The 16,088-nt window shown below is 34.7% G+C and carries 19 protein-coding genes; 1 reads left to right on the top strand and 18 read right to left on the bottom strand.

Annotation, left to right across the window (positions count from 1 at the left end):
- The first annotated feature begins 17 nt into the window (after positions 1-17).
- Positions 18-395: a type II toxin-antitoxin system HicB family antitoxin gene (locus tag CBG49_RS01560; RefSeq protein ID WP_088593088.1), complete on the top strand. Its 378-nt coding sequence runs from the start codon at positions 18-20 to the stop codon at positions 393-395.
- A gap of 122 nt (positions 396-517) precedes the next feature.
- On the opposite strand, the gene CBG49_RS01555 is transcribed toward CBG49_RS01560, so the two are convergent.
- From CBG49_RS01555 to CBG49_RS01470, 18 genes are all read right to left on the bottom strand, one after another.
- A complete protein-coding gene (locus CBG49_RS01555; RefSeq protein WP_088593087.1) occupies positions 518-1,153 on the bottom strand; it encodes a DUF8184 family protein in 636 nt (211 codons plus the stop codon).
- A 7-nt stretch (positions 1,154-1,160) separates the two neighbouring features.
- A complete protein-coding gene (locus CBG49_RS01550; protein ID WP_088593086.1) occupies positions 1,161-1,697 on the bottom strand; it encodes a hypothetical protein in 537 nt (178 codons plus the stop codon).
- A 15-nt stretch (positions 1,698-1,712) separates the two neighbouring features.
- Positions 1,713-2,789 carry a hypothetical protein gene (locus CBG49_RS01545; RefSeq protein WP_088593085.1) on the bottom strand — a complete coding sequence of 359 codons (1,077 nt, stop codon included), beginning with the start codon at positions 2,787-2,789 and terminating at the stop codon, positions 1,713-1,715.
- An 80-nt stretch (positions 2,790-2,869) separates the two neighbouring features.
- A complete protein-coding gene (locus tag CBG49_RS01540) occupies positions 2,870-3,421 on the bottom strand; it encodes a hypothetical protein (RefSeq protein ID WP_227002928.1) in 552 nt (183 codons plus the stop codon).
- 121 nt (positions 3,422-3,542) lie between these two features.
- Positions 3,543-3,902: an immunity 22 family protein gene (locus CBG49_RS01535; RefSeq protein WP_227002927.1), complete on the bottom strand. Its 360-nt coding sequence runs from the start codon at positions 3,900-3,902 to the stop codon at positions 3,543-3,545.
- A 209-nt stretch (positions 3,903-4,111) separates the two neighbouring features.
- Entirely contained in the window at positions 4,112-4,966 is an 855-nt protein-coding gene (locus CBG49_RS01530; RefSeq protein WP_088593082.1) for a hypothetical protein, read from the bottom strand.
- A gap of 95 nt (positions 4,967-5,061) precedes the next feature.
- Positions 5,062-5,715, bottom strand: coding sequence for a hypothetical protein (locus CBG49_RS01525; RefSeq protein ID WP_088593081.1), 654 nt, complete (start codon positions 5,713-5,715; stop codon positions 5,062-5,064).
- Between the two features lie 65 nt (positions 5,716-5,780).
- Positions 5,781-6,392 carry a hypothetical protein gene (locus CBG49_RS01520; protein ID WP_088593080.1) on the bottom strand — a complete coding sequence of 204 codons (612 nt, stop codon included), beginning with the start codon at positions 6,390-6,392 and terminating at the stop codon, positions 5,781-5,783.
- Between the two features lie 98 nt (positions 6,393-6,490).
- The gene (locus CBG49_RS15900) at positions 6,491-7,051 is read right to left on the bottom strand and encodes a hypothetical protein (protein ID WP_193433074.1); all 561 of its coding nucleotides are present in this window, start codon (positions 7,049-7,051) and stop codon (positions 6,491-6,493) included.
- A gap of 84 nt (positions 7,052-7,135) precedes the next feature.
- A complete protein-coding gene (locus CBG49_RS01510) occupies positions 7,136-7,927 on the bottom strand; it encodes a hypothetical protein (protein ID WP_088593079.1) in 792 nt (263 codons plus the stop codon).
- A 121-nt stretch (positions 7,928-8,048) separates the two neighbouring features.
- Entirely contained in the window at positions 8,049-8,567 is a 519-nt protein-coding gene (gene imm9, locus CBG49_RS01505; RefSeq protein ID WP_088595231.1) for an Imm9 family immunity protein, read from the bottom strand.
- Between the two features lie 49 nt (positions 8,568-8,616).
- Positions 8,617-9,192 carry an SMI1/KNR4 family protein gene (locus tag CBG49_RS01500; protein ID WP_088593078.1) on the bottom strand — a complete coding sequence of 192 codons (576 nt, stop codon included), beginning with the start codon at positions 9,190-9,192 and terminating at the stop codon, positions 8,617-8,619.
- A 592-nt stretch (positions 9,193-9,784) separates the two neighbouring features.
- The gene (locus CBG49_RS01495; RefSeq protein ID WP_088593077.1) at positions 9,785-10,018 is read right to left on the bottom strand and encodes a hypothetical protein; all 234 of its coding nucleotides are present in this window, start codon (positions 10,016-10,018) and stop codon (positions 9,785-9,787) included.
- Between the two features lie 47 nt (positions 10,019-10,065).
- A complete protein-coding gene (locus CBG49_RS01490; protein WP_088593076.1) occupies positions 10,066-11,253 on the bottom strand; it encodes a glycoside hydrolase family 57 protein in 1,188 nt (395 codons plus the stop codon).
- An 8-nt stretch (positions 11,254-11,261) separates the two neighbouring features.
- Positions 11,262-12,551, bottom strand: a complete 1,290-nt coding sequence (locus CBG49_RS01485) for a glycosyltransferase family 4 protein (RefSeq protein WP_088593075.1) — start codon at positions 12,549-12,551, stop codon at positions 11,262-11,264.
- A 60-nt stretch (positions 12,552-12,611) separates the two neighbouring features.
- Positions 12,612-13,436 carry a KilA-N domain-containing protein gene (locus CBG49_RS01480; RefSeq protein WP_088595230.1) on the bottom strand — a complete coding sequence of 275 codons (825 nt, stop codon included), beginning with the start codon at positions 13,434-13,436 and terminating at the stop codon, positions 12,612-12,614.
- A gap of 5 nt (positions 13,437-13,441) precedes the next feature.
- Positions 13,442-15,388 (bottom strand): glycogen debranching enzyme N-terminal domain-containing protein, encoded by a 1,947-nt coding sequence (locus CBG49_RS01475; RefSeq protein WP_088593074.1) that lies wholly within the window; start codon positions 15,386-15,388, stop codon positions 13,442-13,444.
- 181 nt (positions 15,389-15,569) lie between these two features.
- Positions 15,570-16,025: an SMI1/KNR4 family protein gene (locus CBG49_RS01470; RefSeq protein ID WP_016478389.1), complete on the bottom strand. Its 456-nt coding sequence runs from the start codon at positions 16,023-16,025 to the stop codon at positions 15,570-15,572.
- Between the last annotated feature and the right edge of the window lie 63 nt (positions 16,026-16,088).

Genomic DNA, 16,088 nt, shown 5'->3' with positions numbered 1-16,088 from the left:
ATGTCAAAAAAATAAATATGAAATACATTTTTATCGTAGAAAAAACCAATACAGGTTATTCAGCTTATGCTGAAAATGCTAATGTAGCCACTGTAGGCGATACTTATGCCGAGCTAAAAGAAAATATGCTCGAAGCCCTAAATATGCTTTTAGAGGAGGAACAAAAACCTTTAGCTAAAGAAAGCGATATAGAAATAAAGTTTGATTTAGCACAATTCTTAGAGTATTATAATGGTATTAATATCCTTTCGTTAAGCCAAAAGATAGGTGTAAGTAATAGCCTTATCTCTCAGTACAAAACTCGTAAAAAATATCCCTCAGAGAAACAAGCTCAAAAAATATTTCAAGGCATAAAATTATACGGTATGGAGTTAGCCTCTATTGATTTAGTATAGACTTTATTATTTTTAACACGCTGCAAGAGCACACCCGCTAAAAAGTGAGCTCTTGCTTTTTTTGCAAAAATCCAAAGAAATAATGATTTTGCAAGTTTTTTTTACTCAACACGGGGAGGTCTTCAAATATTCATATTCTTCTTCCCTCTTCCTATTTCTAGCAATCGCTCAAGAGTAGTTTGCAGTACCTTATTTAGTTTCAGCTGCCACTGATATTGATAATCTATCACAGGGTCATTCTCATCATCTAAATTTCTCCCTACTGTTTGTATGTAAATAATGCCATTTTCCACGTGATAATCTCCCATTGTATAACACTTCGTTGGTTCTGGGAAACGTTCTGTAAATTCATTCCCGTATTCATTATAGTCTATCAATATCATTCTATTGAAATCACCAATACTAAAACTAAAATCTCTTTCTTCCAAAATAATTTCAAAATTCTCATCAATAGAATTCTTTACTATTTTAGTTTCATCCTTTAGCTTTTGCACCAGCAGCGCCAAATCCATAGCCCCTTCCATAGTGGAGCAGTCCATTTTATATAAGGTTTTTCCTACTTGATAGGAGAAAATATCACCTTCTATGGTTGGATTTTCAATAGGTACTAAAGTTTCATCGCTATAAGGGGTTTTGTCGAGCATTACCTCCCCTTTTAGCAAACGAAAAACCTCTTCGCCAAAATTGATATCCAACCAACCTGCTGATGGAGTATATTTTAATTGTATATTAGTTGCTTTTTTCTTTATGGTTCTCATTGTAGTTTTATTTAAAATGGGAATGATAGTGTTTAAAAATAGTATCAATATGGTAAAAATCTTCTAAATTACTTTCATTATAACCTTGTTGCTTTAAATCAACCTGTATTTTTCTCAGTAATTGTAACCAATAAGCAATAAAAACCTCTTTTTTGATGTGAATTGTACCATTAGGAGTGTTCAGCTCAGGCAAAAGATGCTTTTTGTGTTTTAAAGCTGTCCAATAAGCACTAATGTAAAGCATATCATTGTAGGGTTTTATTATCCACTCTGCCATAAATGCATTACTACCCCAATGCACTTTTGTTTCGGACAAAGGTTGTTCATACATATCGTATAGCATTTTGATAATATCCCAATAAATATCGGCAACCTCATCGTGCATTTCTAAACCCAAAACCACCCCATTCCATATCATACATAAGTTCGACGATTTGTTTTTAGGATAGATAGTTTGCAAAGCCTCACTTACAGTACTATCCTCAACATCTCGTTTGTTTAACCCTTCAGCAGGAAAAGATTTTATTGAAAATAATTCTTTCATAATGGTAAAAAGAAATTAGTTGTTCTTTTGTACGATTGTTTTAAGTTTGTCTAATAGATTCATAGCATATCCCCCTTGGGGCAAAACTTCTCTTATTTTAGAATGGCATAAAGCCCTTTTAAACTCCCAATCGAAAATAATAAGTGGGTGTGAAAATAGGAGTATAGAGAATTTTATATATTGCTGAAAATTATGCGCTTTTAAAAAGCCCAAAAAAGCTATGAACTCATCAGGAGTTTTGGCATACTTAAAAAGATAACTATCTATCAAGCATTCACTTTTATATTTAGTTTTAGCACTCTTGCAAACCTTGTTTTCTATAGTAGGATTTTCTTCTCCCATATAATCTCTCATATAATAATGAGAGGCGCTATTATCTTCATTATCAAAGCTAACTAACTTGTAAAAATCAATAGCTTTTGAAAGAGATAAGTATAGCTTCTCTCTATCCTCGTCTATCTCAAAAAACGTTTTTACAGCCTGCGAAAGCATAAGCGTTTGCGCTCCAAAAATAGTATATACAATTTCTCTTAACAGAGAATACAAGCACTCTATATCCTTTTTAGCTATTTGGTAATAACATTCTTTCTTGTTTTTTAACTCAAAAACAGCAGAAAACAGCTTTTCAAAAACCTCTTTTATATCAATAGCTATGTTATCCATAAAATATCCCTGCTTTGTGAGTTGGTTTCTTTCTATAAAAGTTTCCCCACAAGGATTAAAGAACAATAAATACTTAAAGGCGTGTTCAGTATTCTCTTTTTTAAGTAACTGAATCAACGAAAAGAATTGTAACCTATCATTGATATAATGGTTGTCGTAGTAATAAAAGGCTCTTAAACAGACTTCTAAAAGAGAAAAGATATCCTCAAAACAAGAACGAGAAATCTCTGTTTGTAGTTTATTATATAAGGCATCGTTTTTCAGTGCATATAGCAGTTCATCGAGTTCTCTCTTTTTAGGCAGTGTAGCCAACAGAAAATCACCTTCCTCATTTTGGTAGTTTGTAATTTTCAAAAGTTCCTCTTTTTCTTCCTGCTGCTCCCCGCAAAACCTCAACAGGGAGAAATACAATATCTTATTTAAGTCCATTTTTCTGAAATTTAGTGATGTTTTTTATATTTGCCTATAAATTCATAGGCTGCTGTTGTATTTTTAAAACTAATTTTGTTCTACCAAACAGTAAGAATCCCTTCTTCTGGTGAGATAGGAGCAATTTCTTTTATTTGTTGATTGTGATTATTAAATTTCCCTTTCCAACCTGTTATGATATTTCCTTTCAAATAAATATCAATAATTTTTGTGAAAAAGAATGGATAATTCTCAATTTTTTGCTGAAAATAGATTTCCCTTAAGGTGGTAACAAAGATTTCTCTCAAAAGCAAATTGACATTTACATTGTAAACAGAATCAAAATAAAGAGATTCGATCTTAGAAAAATCAAACTTTTTATTTTTAATATAATTTTTCACTATTAAATCGGTGACTCTATTCCAAGAATTATGTTCTTTTTTGTTGTGTAGAGATAAAAAAATCTGTCCTCTGAAGCCAACTTCTATAAAAAGGTTTTCCAAAGTCACAAAGCCTCTTATATCATTTCGATAAGACAACTGCTTTTCTACTTCATCTATTCCTGAAGAGAATTGATAATCAAAAGGAATATTGAAATCATTAACTTTTCCACAATTTCTAAACCATTTATTATCAATCATTTTTTCTGCCATTAACTTCATTTCAGATGTTAATTCTATTTTATTAAATAATTTTGAAAAAAACATAGTTATTGATGATGTAAAATTCTTTTAATATTTATATTATCAGCTTTATACTTCTGCTGGATTTTATTTATAAAGAGCTATCATATATCCCTATATATTTGAGTTCATTATACTTTTTCTCTGTATTTTCTATAACAATTGAAGCATCTGTCATATAAAAAATAGCATTTCCCCCTGATATATTCATTGCTTTACATTTCTCTATTACTTTAGGTATTTCATTTTCATCAATAGGCACTTCATCTAATAATTGTTCTACCCCTACTTTTTTCTCAAATAAAGGAATTATTCCGATAAAGTCTTCGTCATATTCCTCACAATCAATATCTTTACAAAATTGACAAGGAGGTTCTTCCTGATTAAAATATTGTTCATATTCGTTTTCTCCTTTGGAGAAAAATCCAATCCAGATATGGATTTTTTTCATTCTTTCAAGTGGATCAATATACATAATTTTACTAATAATTTAATTCTATGTGATTTTTATGATTCTTAACAATAATTATTTTCGCTTCCCGCTGACTCGCACCTATACCAATTAACCTCTTATATTACATTGATTAGCAAATTGTTGTAATTTTAACAACACAGCTGAAATATTACCAAACACTACCCAATTTGTCGGTTTTCTATCCTCTAAAACCTAATTTCCCTTCCCCTTTCTAAAAGTGAGAGGATTTTCATTAATAAAACATCATCTTCAGGATGATAAGTAGCTAATGAAAGATCGGCTGTCGCCACCAATGTTTCCATTAGTTTATGAGGAATTACAGGGGGTTCAAACCCCATTTTTTCCCTTACCAATAGGTAACAAAATATCTCGTAAGGATATAAGTCTAAACAGCAAAATTCAGTATTAATCACTTTGTTGCTCATTGCCGAGGAACGAATAAGATGATTGTCACAAGCCTCTATCAATAAAGGCATTAACTCTTGATTCGATTTTTCAATATTCACTAATAATCGAACGTAAATACTATCCTCATTATCAAAATATTTTTCCAAAGAGGTAAAGTATTTTTTGTACAGCAAGTAAAGAAAACTTGTGTGAAAAGAATGTGTCACCATTGTTGTTTTCTCATACCTTAGAAACTCTTCAAATTTTGCTATTATAGTCTCCAGAATCTCATCCTTGCCCAAAAGCCAAGAAATTCCCATTGCATACCCAAATTCATAAACTAAAAAAGGAGTCGTTCGGGTATAGAAGTTTTGTAATTGAATATATTTATACATCCAATAGAGCCCTTGCACTAATTTATTAACTCCTTTGCTTGCTTCACCTTTTAGCAAATAATGTTGTGCAAATGCTTCTGCATTGGCTGTTAAGCCTAAAGTTCCTAACAGATTAATTTTGTTATTTTCAGACAAATATTTATCCACAAAACTTTCTGTAAACTCATACTCTTCTTCTTCAGAAATATTTCTTTCTTTGTAAAACTTGATGAGTTTTTTTAATATTTTTGTAGTGTCTGTTTTTAATGATGTTTCCATTTTTTTAGCTTTATATTATTGTATTTCTGTTCCCTGCTGGCGCGAGTGTCTCACTCATAACTTATCAATGAGGATTTAACAACACATCTGATATATTACCCTTTTTGCCAAAAACCTACTATGATATTACTTATTTTATGGTTATTTATCTTTCCATAGAAATAAATAATACCATTAAGAAAAGGTTTATTTCCTTTTACTTGTCCTTTTTGATATGAACTTTCATCAAATTGAAATATAAAATCAAAATTATTAGTCTTTAAGTTAGAAAAATAATAATCTTCTTCTTGTAATAACGACGGATTACCCCCAATTTTATTTCCATAAACGCTTTCAAAAAAAGATTCTTCCTCTTCTTCATCTTCAATTTCTTCAATATCTTCTTGTAAATTTCCTATGACAAGTTTTCTACCTACAATATTTGAATTAGAAAAAGATGAAATTCCTTCTTTTCTGTTAGAAAAAGGGTGTCCAACACATAAAATATTATGTTTGGGATACAAAGTGTCTTCTATTTTTTTAGGAATAAAAACAGAAAATTCTGTATCTATTTCTTTTATCAAATCATTACTTATAGTCATAAAATAGAGATGATTTGTTAAATTTAATTCACGAATACGCTGCTCAGAAAAGAAAATAGGTTCATTCCCTCCTATTCTACTACCTAAAACAGTATCTTTTTCACTAACTTGAAAACTCATTGATTTATTTCTTACAAAGAATAAATCGTTAAAAATATCTTGTGACATAATATAAACAATTAATGTAATCTATTTTTTTGAACAGAGATAATGGCTTGTTTTTCATTACTGCGCTATTTACTTTCCTGTAAAGGAATAAAGCGCAAACAATTATCCGTATGAGTTTCTATAAGGTTTTTGAATTTCTCCGAAGCTATAATACTGCCACATTTAAATAAGTCGTATTTTACTTCAGCTGTTTTGATACGTATATCAGTATAATTTTCATAATCATCTTTATCCGATACTATCTCAAATATTTTTTCTTGTTTAGCTAAACCTAAACTATAATATGAATGAGAAATAAGGTCTAAGAATTTAGGATTGTGTTTTCTACCTTTTATATAGTTAATAGGCTCTCCTCCTCGAGGGTATATTTTAGGATTTGGAGCGTTCAAATCCCACTTCTGCCAATCTATATCTACCAATTTAGTAAATTCAGTAGGGTGTACTTTTTCAATACCCTTGATATCGTTGTTAAGCAATAAGTCTTTTATATCCTCACGAACTACTATATAGTTTGAGATAGTAGTGTATATTTCAGGAATATACGGAGCAGCACGTTCTATTTTGTGTACTTCAGTAATTTCGTAATTTTCATCCATTACAGAAAGTAATCCTTCAAAAAGGGTATTCCCATAGTCACCCCAAGGCATTTTTCGATTTTTTATGATATAATATTTCATATTAGTGATGTTTATTTTATTCTTCTGCTGGCGCGAGTCACATACTCGCTTACAGGTATTCAGCGACTTTAGCTCGTGTCTTATCAATTACTTCCTCCTTACTTGCGTAAATAATGTTTAAACTCACTTGTTAATTTTTTCTCTTTGAGCAAAGATATCATTTCAAATTGGGCTTTAATCTCATTTTGAACCAAAGCATCTTGAAATCCTTCTTTTGATAATATGTCCTTATCTTCATCTTGTAGCATTATATCAATTACATTTATAATTGATTGAGAAACTCTAAATTCAAATCCTCTTTCTCCTGACTGACAATAGATTAAAATTTCATCTAAAGAAACTATTAACTCAAACATTTCTTTTTGATGACAATCTGTTTCTTCAAAATAATATGTTTCATCTATCTCATAGAGTTGCTGTCTCCACAAATTAATTTTATTCCTATCGATTTGTTCTTTTTCATCAACGAGATTCCACAAATAACTTATGATTTCATTTATCAATAAAACCTCTTCATCAGTCAAAAAAACTTGAATATGATTTTTACACCTTTGTAATAAACCCTCACAAAACCAACTACCCCAAAAAAGTAAATTATTTTCAGGTATTTCTGAGGTTTTTTCATCTATTTTCTTTAAATATGTTCCAAAATCTTCCATTTTTATATTTATTAATTATATTTCCTCCGCTGGCGCAAGCTTGTAGCTCGTGCCTACTATAATAACGTGAGTTCATCTGGAATATTACCAACTTGTAATCGGTCGGTGTGTGTTTTCCCAAAAAGGAGCTACATATTCATTGTAAAAACACAACTTTGTTAAGTTATCTCCTTCAAAACTAATTCCTAAAGCAGGTATAACTATCCAATGAGCGTGATATAATACTTTTTCAGTGCTTATAAGTCTTTTTATATCTTTATCATTATTCAAATCATAATCTTTTACGAGTATTTTATCAAATAAATGAGGCGTTTTTACATATATACTACAAAGCTGCTGATTGTAAAATTCAAACAATAAAGAAGTACTTTCAAATATTTTCTTCCCTCCTATTCCTTCAATAGGTGTTGAGGTAAGGTGGTATTCCTTTTGAAAATCCTCTAAGGTCGTATTAAATACAAATTGATTAACTACTTTAAAAGAATTTAATTCCAATATATTAGAACACCTCAGCAAGCTATCTTCTATCAGTTTATTTTCTTTTGGAATGTATAAATCTACTAATGAACTATCAAAAACTAATACTTGTGCAAAGATTTTGTTTTTAAAATCAATGTACAACGACAGCTGTAAGTTGGGATAAATATAGAAGTCACCATCTATAATAGGCTTTTCTTGTACAATCATATCAAGAGTAGCTACTGTAACCACTTTGCCATATACTTCCATCTCTTTTACATCACGAACAGAAATAGTTTGAATACGTTTGTTTTCTATTTCAAAGAAAAATGTAAGAGTGTTAGTTTCTACCCTTGTTTTATTGGAGAAATCTCCCACTTGAAATGTATCAATCTTCCCTTTTTCGATATGAATCATAGTCTATGTTTTAATTGTATATTCTACGGCTAAATGTTTTTGGATTTTAGACTTAAGTCATTGTTTGTTAGCTTAATGATGCCTATATCTCCGTTCTTGTTTTGTTAATTTACTCATTATATTAATTGTTTATGTGAATCGCACTTTTGAATATTCTTTTATTGCTGACATCTTTCAGAAATATAATTCTTTTTCCATTACAGCTAATGCCTTTTGTAAAAGCCAAATGAATGGCAAGCTTACTACTCTCCAATATATATTCGTACAGATTGCTATAATTCTCAAAATCAGCCTCTAATACATAAAAGTTCTTATTATTCAGCGGTACATAAAAAGCCTCTTCTACTTTTTTAGAAACCCCATACAAAGCTTCCTTTTCATTAGGTATGGCAACAGAAATAGAAAACTCAAATTCTTTATCCGAAGGGTAGCGCATTGCCCGTTTAAAAACACCTATTCCATTAGTAGAGCGTAAAGTTATCCTTATCAAAAGCTTCCAATCCTCTAAATCTGCAACATTAATCCTCGAAATAATAGATTTTACATACTCTTTTAATCCCTCTCGCACAGAGTCTATATCCACTTCCTCACTCAAACGAGGGATTTCAATCTGTAGAGAAACTTTAACTTTTTCATCCATAACTTTTTCTATTATCGTGAGATAGCCATTTTTTACAACATATCCAATACTACTCCCATTCATCAATTGAAAGTCGTTCCCAAAAATTCTCAAAACTCAAGCCTATAAGCCATAAATTTTGAAATTTAGCTTCTTCGGGCATCATCTTGCCTGTTTCTTCTAAATAATCTTCTTCATCCCATTCAACATTAGCATCCCAAAAATATACTTTTCCAAAGTTTGTTGAATCTAAACACAAAACAATTAGATTCCCCATTCCATCATCTGCTATTGGCAAGAATTTGGCAGGCATTCTCTTTTTAAATTCTTTCAATGTTTTAACAAGATCGTAGTCAGTTCCTTTTCCGAAGAAAACACTAATACTTGTTTCTTCAAAAGTGTAATTAGAAATACCTACACTTTCTGGGTGTTGATATTCAGCTTCTTCTGTAAAGGGCACTACTTTTAATAAGTTATTAGGTGTTGATACTCCGTATTTAGTAGCAAATAGTTTATAAGCAGAAGGAATTTGCTCTCCAACTAATTTTTCTACTTTTGCCCAATACTCCTCATTGGGGTAAGTTTGCTTTCTTGGATAAAGAGGAACTATTCCTCCTAAATTTTCAATGGTTTTATCTATATCCATATTTAATGATTTTTTGTTTTTCTAATTTTTAATAAGCACCTTTGCTGACTATCATTCATTTATAGCTTTGTTGCCTACCTCATTTCACCCGATAGAATACATCACCACACATTTTGAGAAAGGAAATGTGATAGGCTTCACTGCAATACCAATCAGAGTTTCAATAGCTTTTCACCGCAAAAGAAAGAAAATAAAATGAATTTTACAAACTTCCGCTAAGTTTTCTACTAATTTTGCTAATTTGCTATTTTTCTCACAAGACAACTACTAACAGAAGGACGCCCCGAAGTCTTCTTAATATTATCCATACAGAAGGTTAAAAATGTTAATTCTCTTGACAAGTAAATAAGAAAGTATTACCTTTGTAGCGCAAAAATGATAAATGGTTTGCCTATGAAACACACTATAAACGTAGGTATATAGGTCAATAGAGTGATAACCTATAGCTTACTATAACAACATTACTAAAAGTATCGCTCTCAAACTTAATTACAATTTTAACTTCGTCAGAGTTCTAAAAGCCTTTTGAGCTACAAACTTTGACGAAGTTTTTTATCATAAAAAAGCCCCTGCTTGCGCGAGGGGCTTTTTACTATGGGGTGAAGATAAGATTCTCCACCAAGTCGCTATCGACGTTTTTAGTGATAGAATTCGCTTTCTCATTAAATGGGGTCGAGTAAAGAAAATCTTCACTGCCTAAATGTCCAGTGGACATTTCGTCGGGGTTTGTCTCGGCAACTCTTGTAGTTCCAGACAGTTCATTCAATTCTTCGGAAACAATCCCTTCAAAGAAATTGCTTTTCCTCTTCTTTTCTGCATTTTTCATTTTGTCTGTTTTTAAATTATTATTAAATCTTTCAGCTGTCCTAATACCTAATTTTTTACTCTTTCAATAAAATCGCTGAGCACATTCATATAATTGATGAAAGCTTCGTAGGGCGAATCGTAGGGTAGGAGGTACTTGTGATAATCGGCGCCTGAAAAGAGTTTGGTACGCATAAAATAGAAATGCTCGCTACCTTGCAATCGACTGTAATCTTCAATGAGGTCGGCATTCTTTTTCTTTCTTACCAAAGGTTGTACTTTAAAGAGCTCGTTAAAAGCTTCTTTTTGCAATTCGTTACCGAGCCAAGAGGTGGTGTCGCGCTCTTCGTCTGTCCACGAAATAGGGTAGGGCACAGGCAATACATCTTTAGCGGGGTGCTTTTTGGCTACTTCTTTGGGTAACAAAAACTGATAGTTAGGGTTTGCTAACATATTTTCTATGAAGTAACGCAAGAAGTCGAAAATGCCGCTTTGAGCATTGTTGTAATACCCTATAACTTCGTAGTTCATAAAGAGGTTGAGCACTTCAGTATCTTGCAAACTGCTTTCTACCCAAGAGACGTATTTTTCGGAAGTGAGGGGGTATTCACTCCAGTTTCTATCAGAAAAACGATTGGCGATATCATCACTTAGCTTGCTGTTTTTGAGCAAAAGGTTGAGATTTTCGTCGAGAGCATTTTTATAAACGAAATTGGGGCTCTTCCAACCTAATACGTGCTTAGCGCCATCGGTGAGCATTGTTTTGAAACCAAGTTTTGCTACGCGTTCACCTATTTTATCGGAATAGATAAGAGAGGTATTGCGGAAAGTTACGGGTTTTTTGCCAAAAAGCTGTTTGATAGTAGTGCTGTGGCGTTTTACCTGTTGCTCAAACTCATCGGTATCTTCAGAAAGTGAAGCCAACGAATGCGAATAAGTCTCTGCCAGAAACTCTACACTACCGGTTTGGGCGAGTTCTTGGAAAGAGCGTATCACCTCAGGTGTGTGCATTTCGAGCTGGTCGATAGCACTTCCTGTGATAGAAAACGCAACTTTGAACTTGCCTTCGTGTTTTTTGATGAGTTCTAACAAGAGGGCATTGGCAGGCAAATAGCAATGTTCGGCTAAATCTTCAAGCTCTGAACGATTGGCGTAATTATCGAAATAGTTGTGTTTCTTACCTATGTCAAAGAATTGATATTTTCTAAGACGTTCAGGGTGATGGATTTGGAAATAGATACAAATAGACTTTTTCATCGTTGGTTTTATATTAAAGATTCGTAAATGTTTTTAAGTTTTAAAGAGGCATTTTCCCATTTGAGTCGGTTTACCTCGTCGTAGCCCTCGCGTTGCATATAATGAGCAAGTGTAGGGTAAGCTAAAATGCCATAGATAGCATCAGCAAGGGCGTTGATATCCCAATAATCTACTTTGATAGCGTGGTGTAAAACCTCAGCTACCCCCGATTGTTTGGAGATAATTGTAGGCACGCCTGAGCGCATTGCTTCCAAAGGAGAAATTCCAAAAGGCTCGGATACTGAGGGCATTACATACACATCGCTGTATTGAAACATACGCTGTACATCGTTACCTCTGAGGAACCCTGTAAAGTGGAAGCGGGTGCCCAATCCTAATTGTGCTACACGGCGCACTAAGGGGTTCATCTTTTCACCACTACCAGCCATTACAAAGCGCACGTTAGGCATACGTTTCATCACTTTGGCAGCTGCCTCTACAAAGTACTCAGGGCCTTTTTGCAGGGTGATACGCCCTAAGAAAGTAACGATTTTATCTTTCACGCCGCGTTCTTCTTTGGCATCGGTTTCGGTTTTGAAATCAACAGCATTGTGTACGGTAATCACTTTTTCGGCAGGGATACCGTATTTTTCAATGACGATATTGCGTGTCCAGTTACTCACGGTTACCACCCTATCGGCAGCTTCCATACCGCGTTTTTCGATGTCGTAAACCAAAGTATTACGGTTGTACTCGCCCCCGCGGTCGTACTCGGTAGCGTGTACGTGTACGATAAGGGGTTTGCCCGAAATCTTCTTGGCGATGATACCCGCACTATAAGTAAGCCAGTCGTGGGCGTGAATTACGTCGAACTCATAGCGTTGGGCAACAGTGCCTGCTACTAAGGCATAACGGTACACTTCTTCCATTAGGTTGGCGCCGTATTTACCCGAAAACTGAAATTTGTTGTGATACGAAATGCGCTCGCGGTGTTCGCCCTCTTTGAGGTAGGCATCGCGTTCGCGGGCGAAGGTTTCGGGGTCGAGGTAAGGCACGAGGTTTGAGCCTATCTCCATAAAGTTGATGTGTTTCCAGAAATCTTCGATTTTTTCGGTGTTTTGCAACATCTCTACATCGCTGGCGTTGATAATTTTTGCCACATTGCCGTCCTCATCACCAGAGGCTTTCGGCATTACAAACAGCACTTTTACGCCGTTTTTAGCCAATCCTTGGGCGATACCCAAGCAGGCAGTTCCTAATCCCCCGCTGATATGAGGGGGGAATTCCCATCCAAACATTAATACTCTTGCATTCTTCATACGCTTTTAATTTATCTTTTCCCAACTCTCCTCTATGGAGTGGACAAGAAGGGTGTTGTTTTAATTCAACTGTTTAATTGCTTTGTTCTTTACTAAAGATTTCATTTGAGTAATAGCAACTTTATTGAGCTCTTTAAGTCTTTCCGAAGGAACAATTCCTTGTTCTATAAGTAAGGCATTAATACTTTCCATATTACTTAAAACTACTAATTGTTCTAAAGAAGCATAATCTCGTACATTTCCTTTTTTGTCAGGATTACTTTCTCTCCATTCTTTAGCGGTAAGTCCAAAAAGGGCTACATTCAGTAAATCGGCTTCGTCAGCATAAACAAAATTAGCTTGTTGTTTAGTAATTTCTTTTGGAATCAAATTATCTCTAATAGCGTCAGTGTGAATATAATAATTGATTTTAGACAAGGTTCGTTGTAGATTCCATTCTAATTTTAACTGACTTGTTTCATCTTCTTTTAAACGTTGAAACTCTTTGATAATATAGAGCTTGAATTCTATTGAAATCCACGAAGCAAACTCTAAAGCAATATCTTTATGGGCAAATGTTCCTCCGTATCTTCCCGATTTAGATACAATACCAATAGCATTGGTGCTCTCTATCCATTTTTTAGGAGTCATTACAAAGCTATTTAGTCCCGCTTGTTTTCTAAACCCGTCGAATTCGACGGGTTTAAAATTAGGATTGTAAATGCTTTCCCAGAAACCTAATAATTCAATCGTGTTGCGATTTCTAAGCCAATTCTTTATGATGTCGTCTGTATGTTCAGCATCTTTATAGCGAGCTATATCAGTAAGAGAAATATATTCGTTGTAATTAGTTTCATACCATACAATATCAAAACCTTGTACACTGATAGTTTTATTCTTTGCCATACCTCTTACTTCTTGTCTGAAAGTAGCCATTGAGCGCGCAATATTTCGGCAACGTTTTTGGCGTTGGAAATACAACCACGGGGGTGGAATGGTGGATTACCGTCGTAAATGGCAGAAATGAGTCCGACACCGTGAGTGTTAATTTCTTCTTCAAAATTTTCTAAGAAAGCTTTGCCATCAGGGATGTAGCTATCGCCAAAGAGTTTGAGGTTCGCTTCTACATAGAACCCTACAAACCAAGGATGTACTGAACCGTTGAAAGTGGCTTTATCTCTCACAAATACATTACCTACACTCTCACCTTCGTAACGTGGACTCTCGGGTGACAAACTGCGCAAGCCTTTGGGAGTGAGCAACTCTTGAGTGATAATCGCTAACACTTTGCGTTGGCGTTTTTCGGTAAGTGGTGAATAATCGAGGGCACAAGCGAGTAGCTGATTAGGGCGTACTTCGGTGTTTTGCTGAGTGCGGTTAGCGTAATCGGCTAAGTATTTTTCGCTTTCAATCCAAAATATTTGATTGAAGCTCTCGGCAATAGTTTCGGGCATAGTGCCCCATTCGGATAAGAAAGTTTTGTCCTTTACATCTTCGGCTAAAGCCAAAGCATAACATACGGCATTGTACCACAAGGCATTCACTTCCACTACATACCCATTGCGCGGTACGATAGCTCCGTAGTTGTTTTCGGCGTTGAACCAAGTAAGCGGACGGCTGAGGTCGTCACTCCATATAAGTCCGTTGTCGTCCATACGCATTGTTTTGTGTTCACGACTTTTGAAGGTGTTGAGGATAGCTTTGAGGGTCTCGCCGTACTCTTTCCAGATTTGTTTTTTTGTTCTTGTGGTTTCTTTTTCGTATTGTTGGAGTGTCCAGAAGAACCACAACGAGGTGTCGGCATCAAACACAGGGTTCACCACGTGGGTGCTGATGTCGCGGGCAAAACGTCCGTTATAGCAATATTTGAGGGCTGATTGTAGTACTTCTTCAAATATTTTGGCGGTACTGCCAGAAAGAGCGATACCAGGGAGTGCGATAAAGGTATCGCGGGTGGTGCTGTCGTACCAGTGATAACCCGCCTTGATGCGTGTTTCGCCTGCCTTGTGAATGATAAACTGAGAGGCGGTGTATTGCAAGCATTCTTCAAACGAATTACGGTCGGCGCGTTCTTTGAGGAATTTGGTAAAGTCCTTTGCGAGGTTTTTAGGATTGGCTTCCTCTAAGCTGGCAGAAAAGACAATGCTTTCGCCTTTTTTGAGACTTACCTCAAAAGCTCCGACACTCAACAAATCTTCTTGGAAGTCGTAGCCGCGTTCTTTTTCTTTGGTGTAATAGATGTTGTTGTTCCAATAGGCAGCGCCACCAAAATTAGCGGGTTTGCTCAGCTGCATATACAAGTAAGGAAATTCAGGATATAATTTGGCACGTACGCCACCATCAACCACTTCCACTTGGGTATTGGCTACGGGGTTTTGCTTACTAAGCGAATGGATATCGCGGAATGCTAATAGGGGGTTCAAGCGCAAGAGTGTAGCTGAATGAGCGTCTTCCAAAGTATAGCGGATGAGTACTTGTGGAGCATTGTGTACCATCAAGATTTCTTTTTTGAGCACGACACCACCTACTTGATAAGTGATGGCAAAGGCTTTTTCGTAAGAAATATCCACGATATACTTATGTCCGCGCGGTTCATAAGTGCCTTCGTACTTATGAACGCCAAAGTTGAAGTCGCGTCCGTGTTGTAGGATTGTTTCGTCGAGAGATGAGAGCATCACATAGTTTTTACCTCTGAATTTTTCGATAGGCACGACGAGTAGCCCGTGGTATTTACGGGTGTTGCAAAATACGAGGGTAGAGGAGCAGTAACCTCCACCGCGGTTAGTACCGAGAAACTCTCTATCGAGAGAATACTCAAGGTTAATTAACTGGTCTTTTTTGAATGATAGATAACACATATTTCAATTAACAATTAACAATTTACAATTAATAATTTACAATTTAGGTTGTAGTATATACTTTGCCAGCTTTGCTGGAATATCTCACACAGATTTTACGAATCTCACAGATTTCTTCACGGATATTTCTTTTTATAATGTATTTGTGCCACGGATTTTAGTACCAAGCTACACTTGGATTTCAGAGATCTTCTTCATCATCACCTTCTTCCTCTAACGCCTTCATAAAGTTTAGGAACCCTTTTGTTAAGTATTTGATAGATTCCTCTGTAAAATCTCCCAAATCCATCAATAACAAAACGATTTTGTTTGTTTCCAAATCTATTGAAAAAAGATTTCCTCCCCAATCTACAGCAAAAGGAAGGTATTTATTAGGAATTCCTTTACTAACAAGATGACTATAGCTTGTAGCGATATCTATATTACCTAAATCAGTACTTGGGTACTTTATAGGAATGAAAAAACTCACTTCTACATACCCATCATCATCTTCCACATAAAAATAAGTTTTATCTGCAACCCCTCCATTGAAATGAAGGTATTGATTTATAAAGTCGGTGGGCAAGCTATATCCTACTATTTCTTCTAAGGATTTAATATCAGCTTGTGTTAATAGATTTGATGATTTTGAAAACATAATTCTGTTTTTTAGGTTTGTATTATTTCCCCTAATTGTGTAGTTTCTTTGATTCTTAATAAA

Origin of the sequence: Capnocytophaga endodontalis, assembly GCF_002209445.1 — a bacterium.
Lineage (GTDB): Bacteria > Bacteroidota > Bacteroidia > Flavobacteriales > Flavobacteriaceae > Capnocytophaga > Capnocytophaga periodontitidis.
The sequence above is the reverse complement of the archived record's forward strand: the minus strand, read 5'-3'. Positions and strand labels throughout refer to the sequence as shown.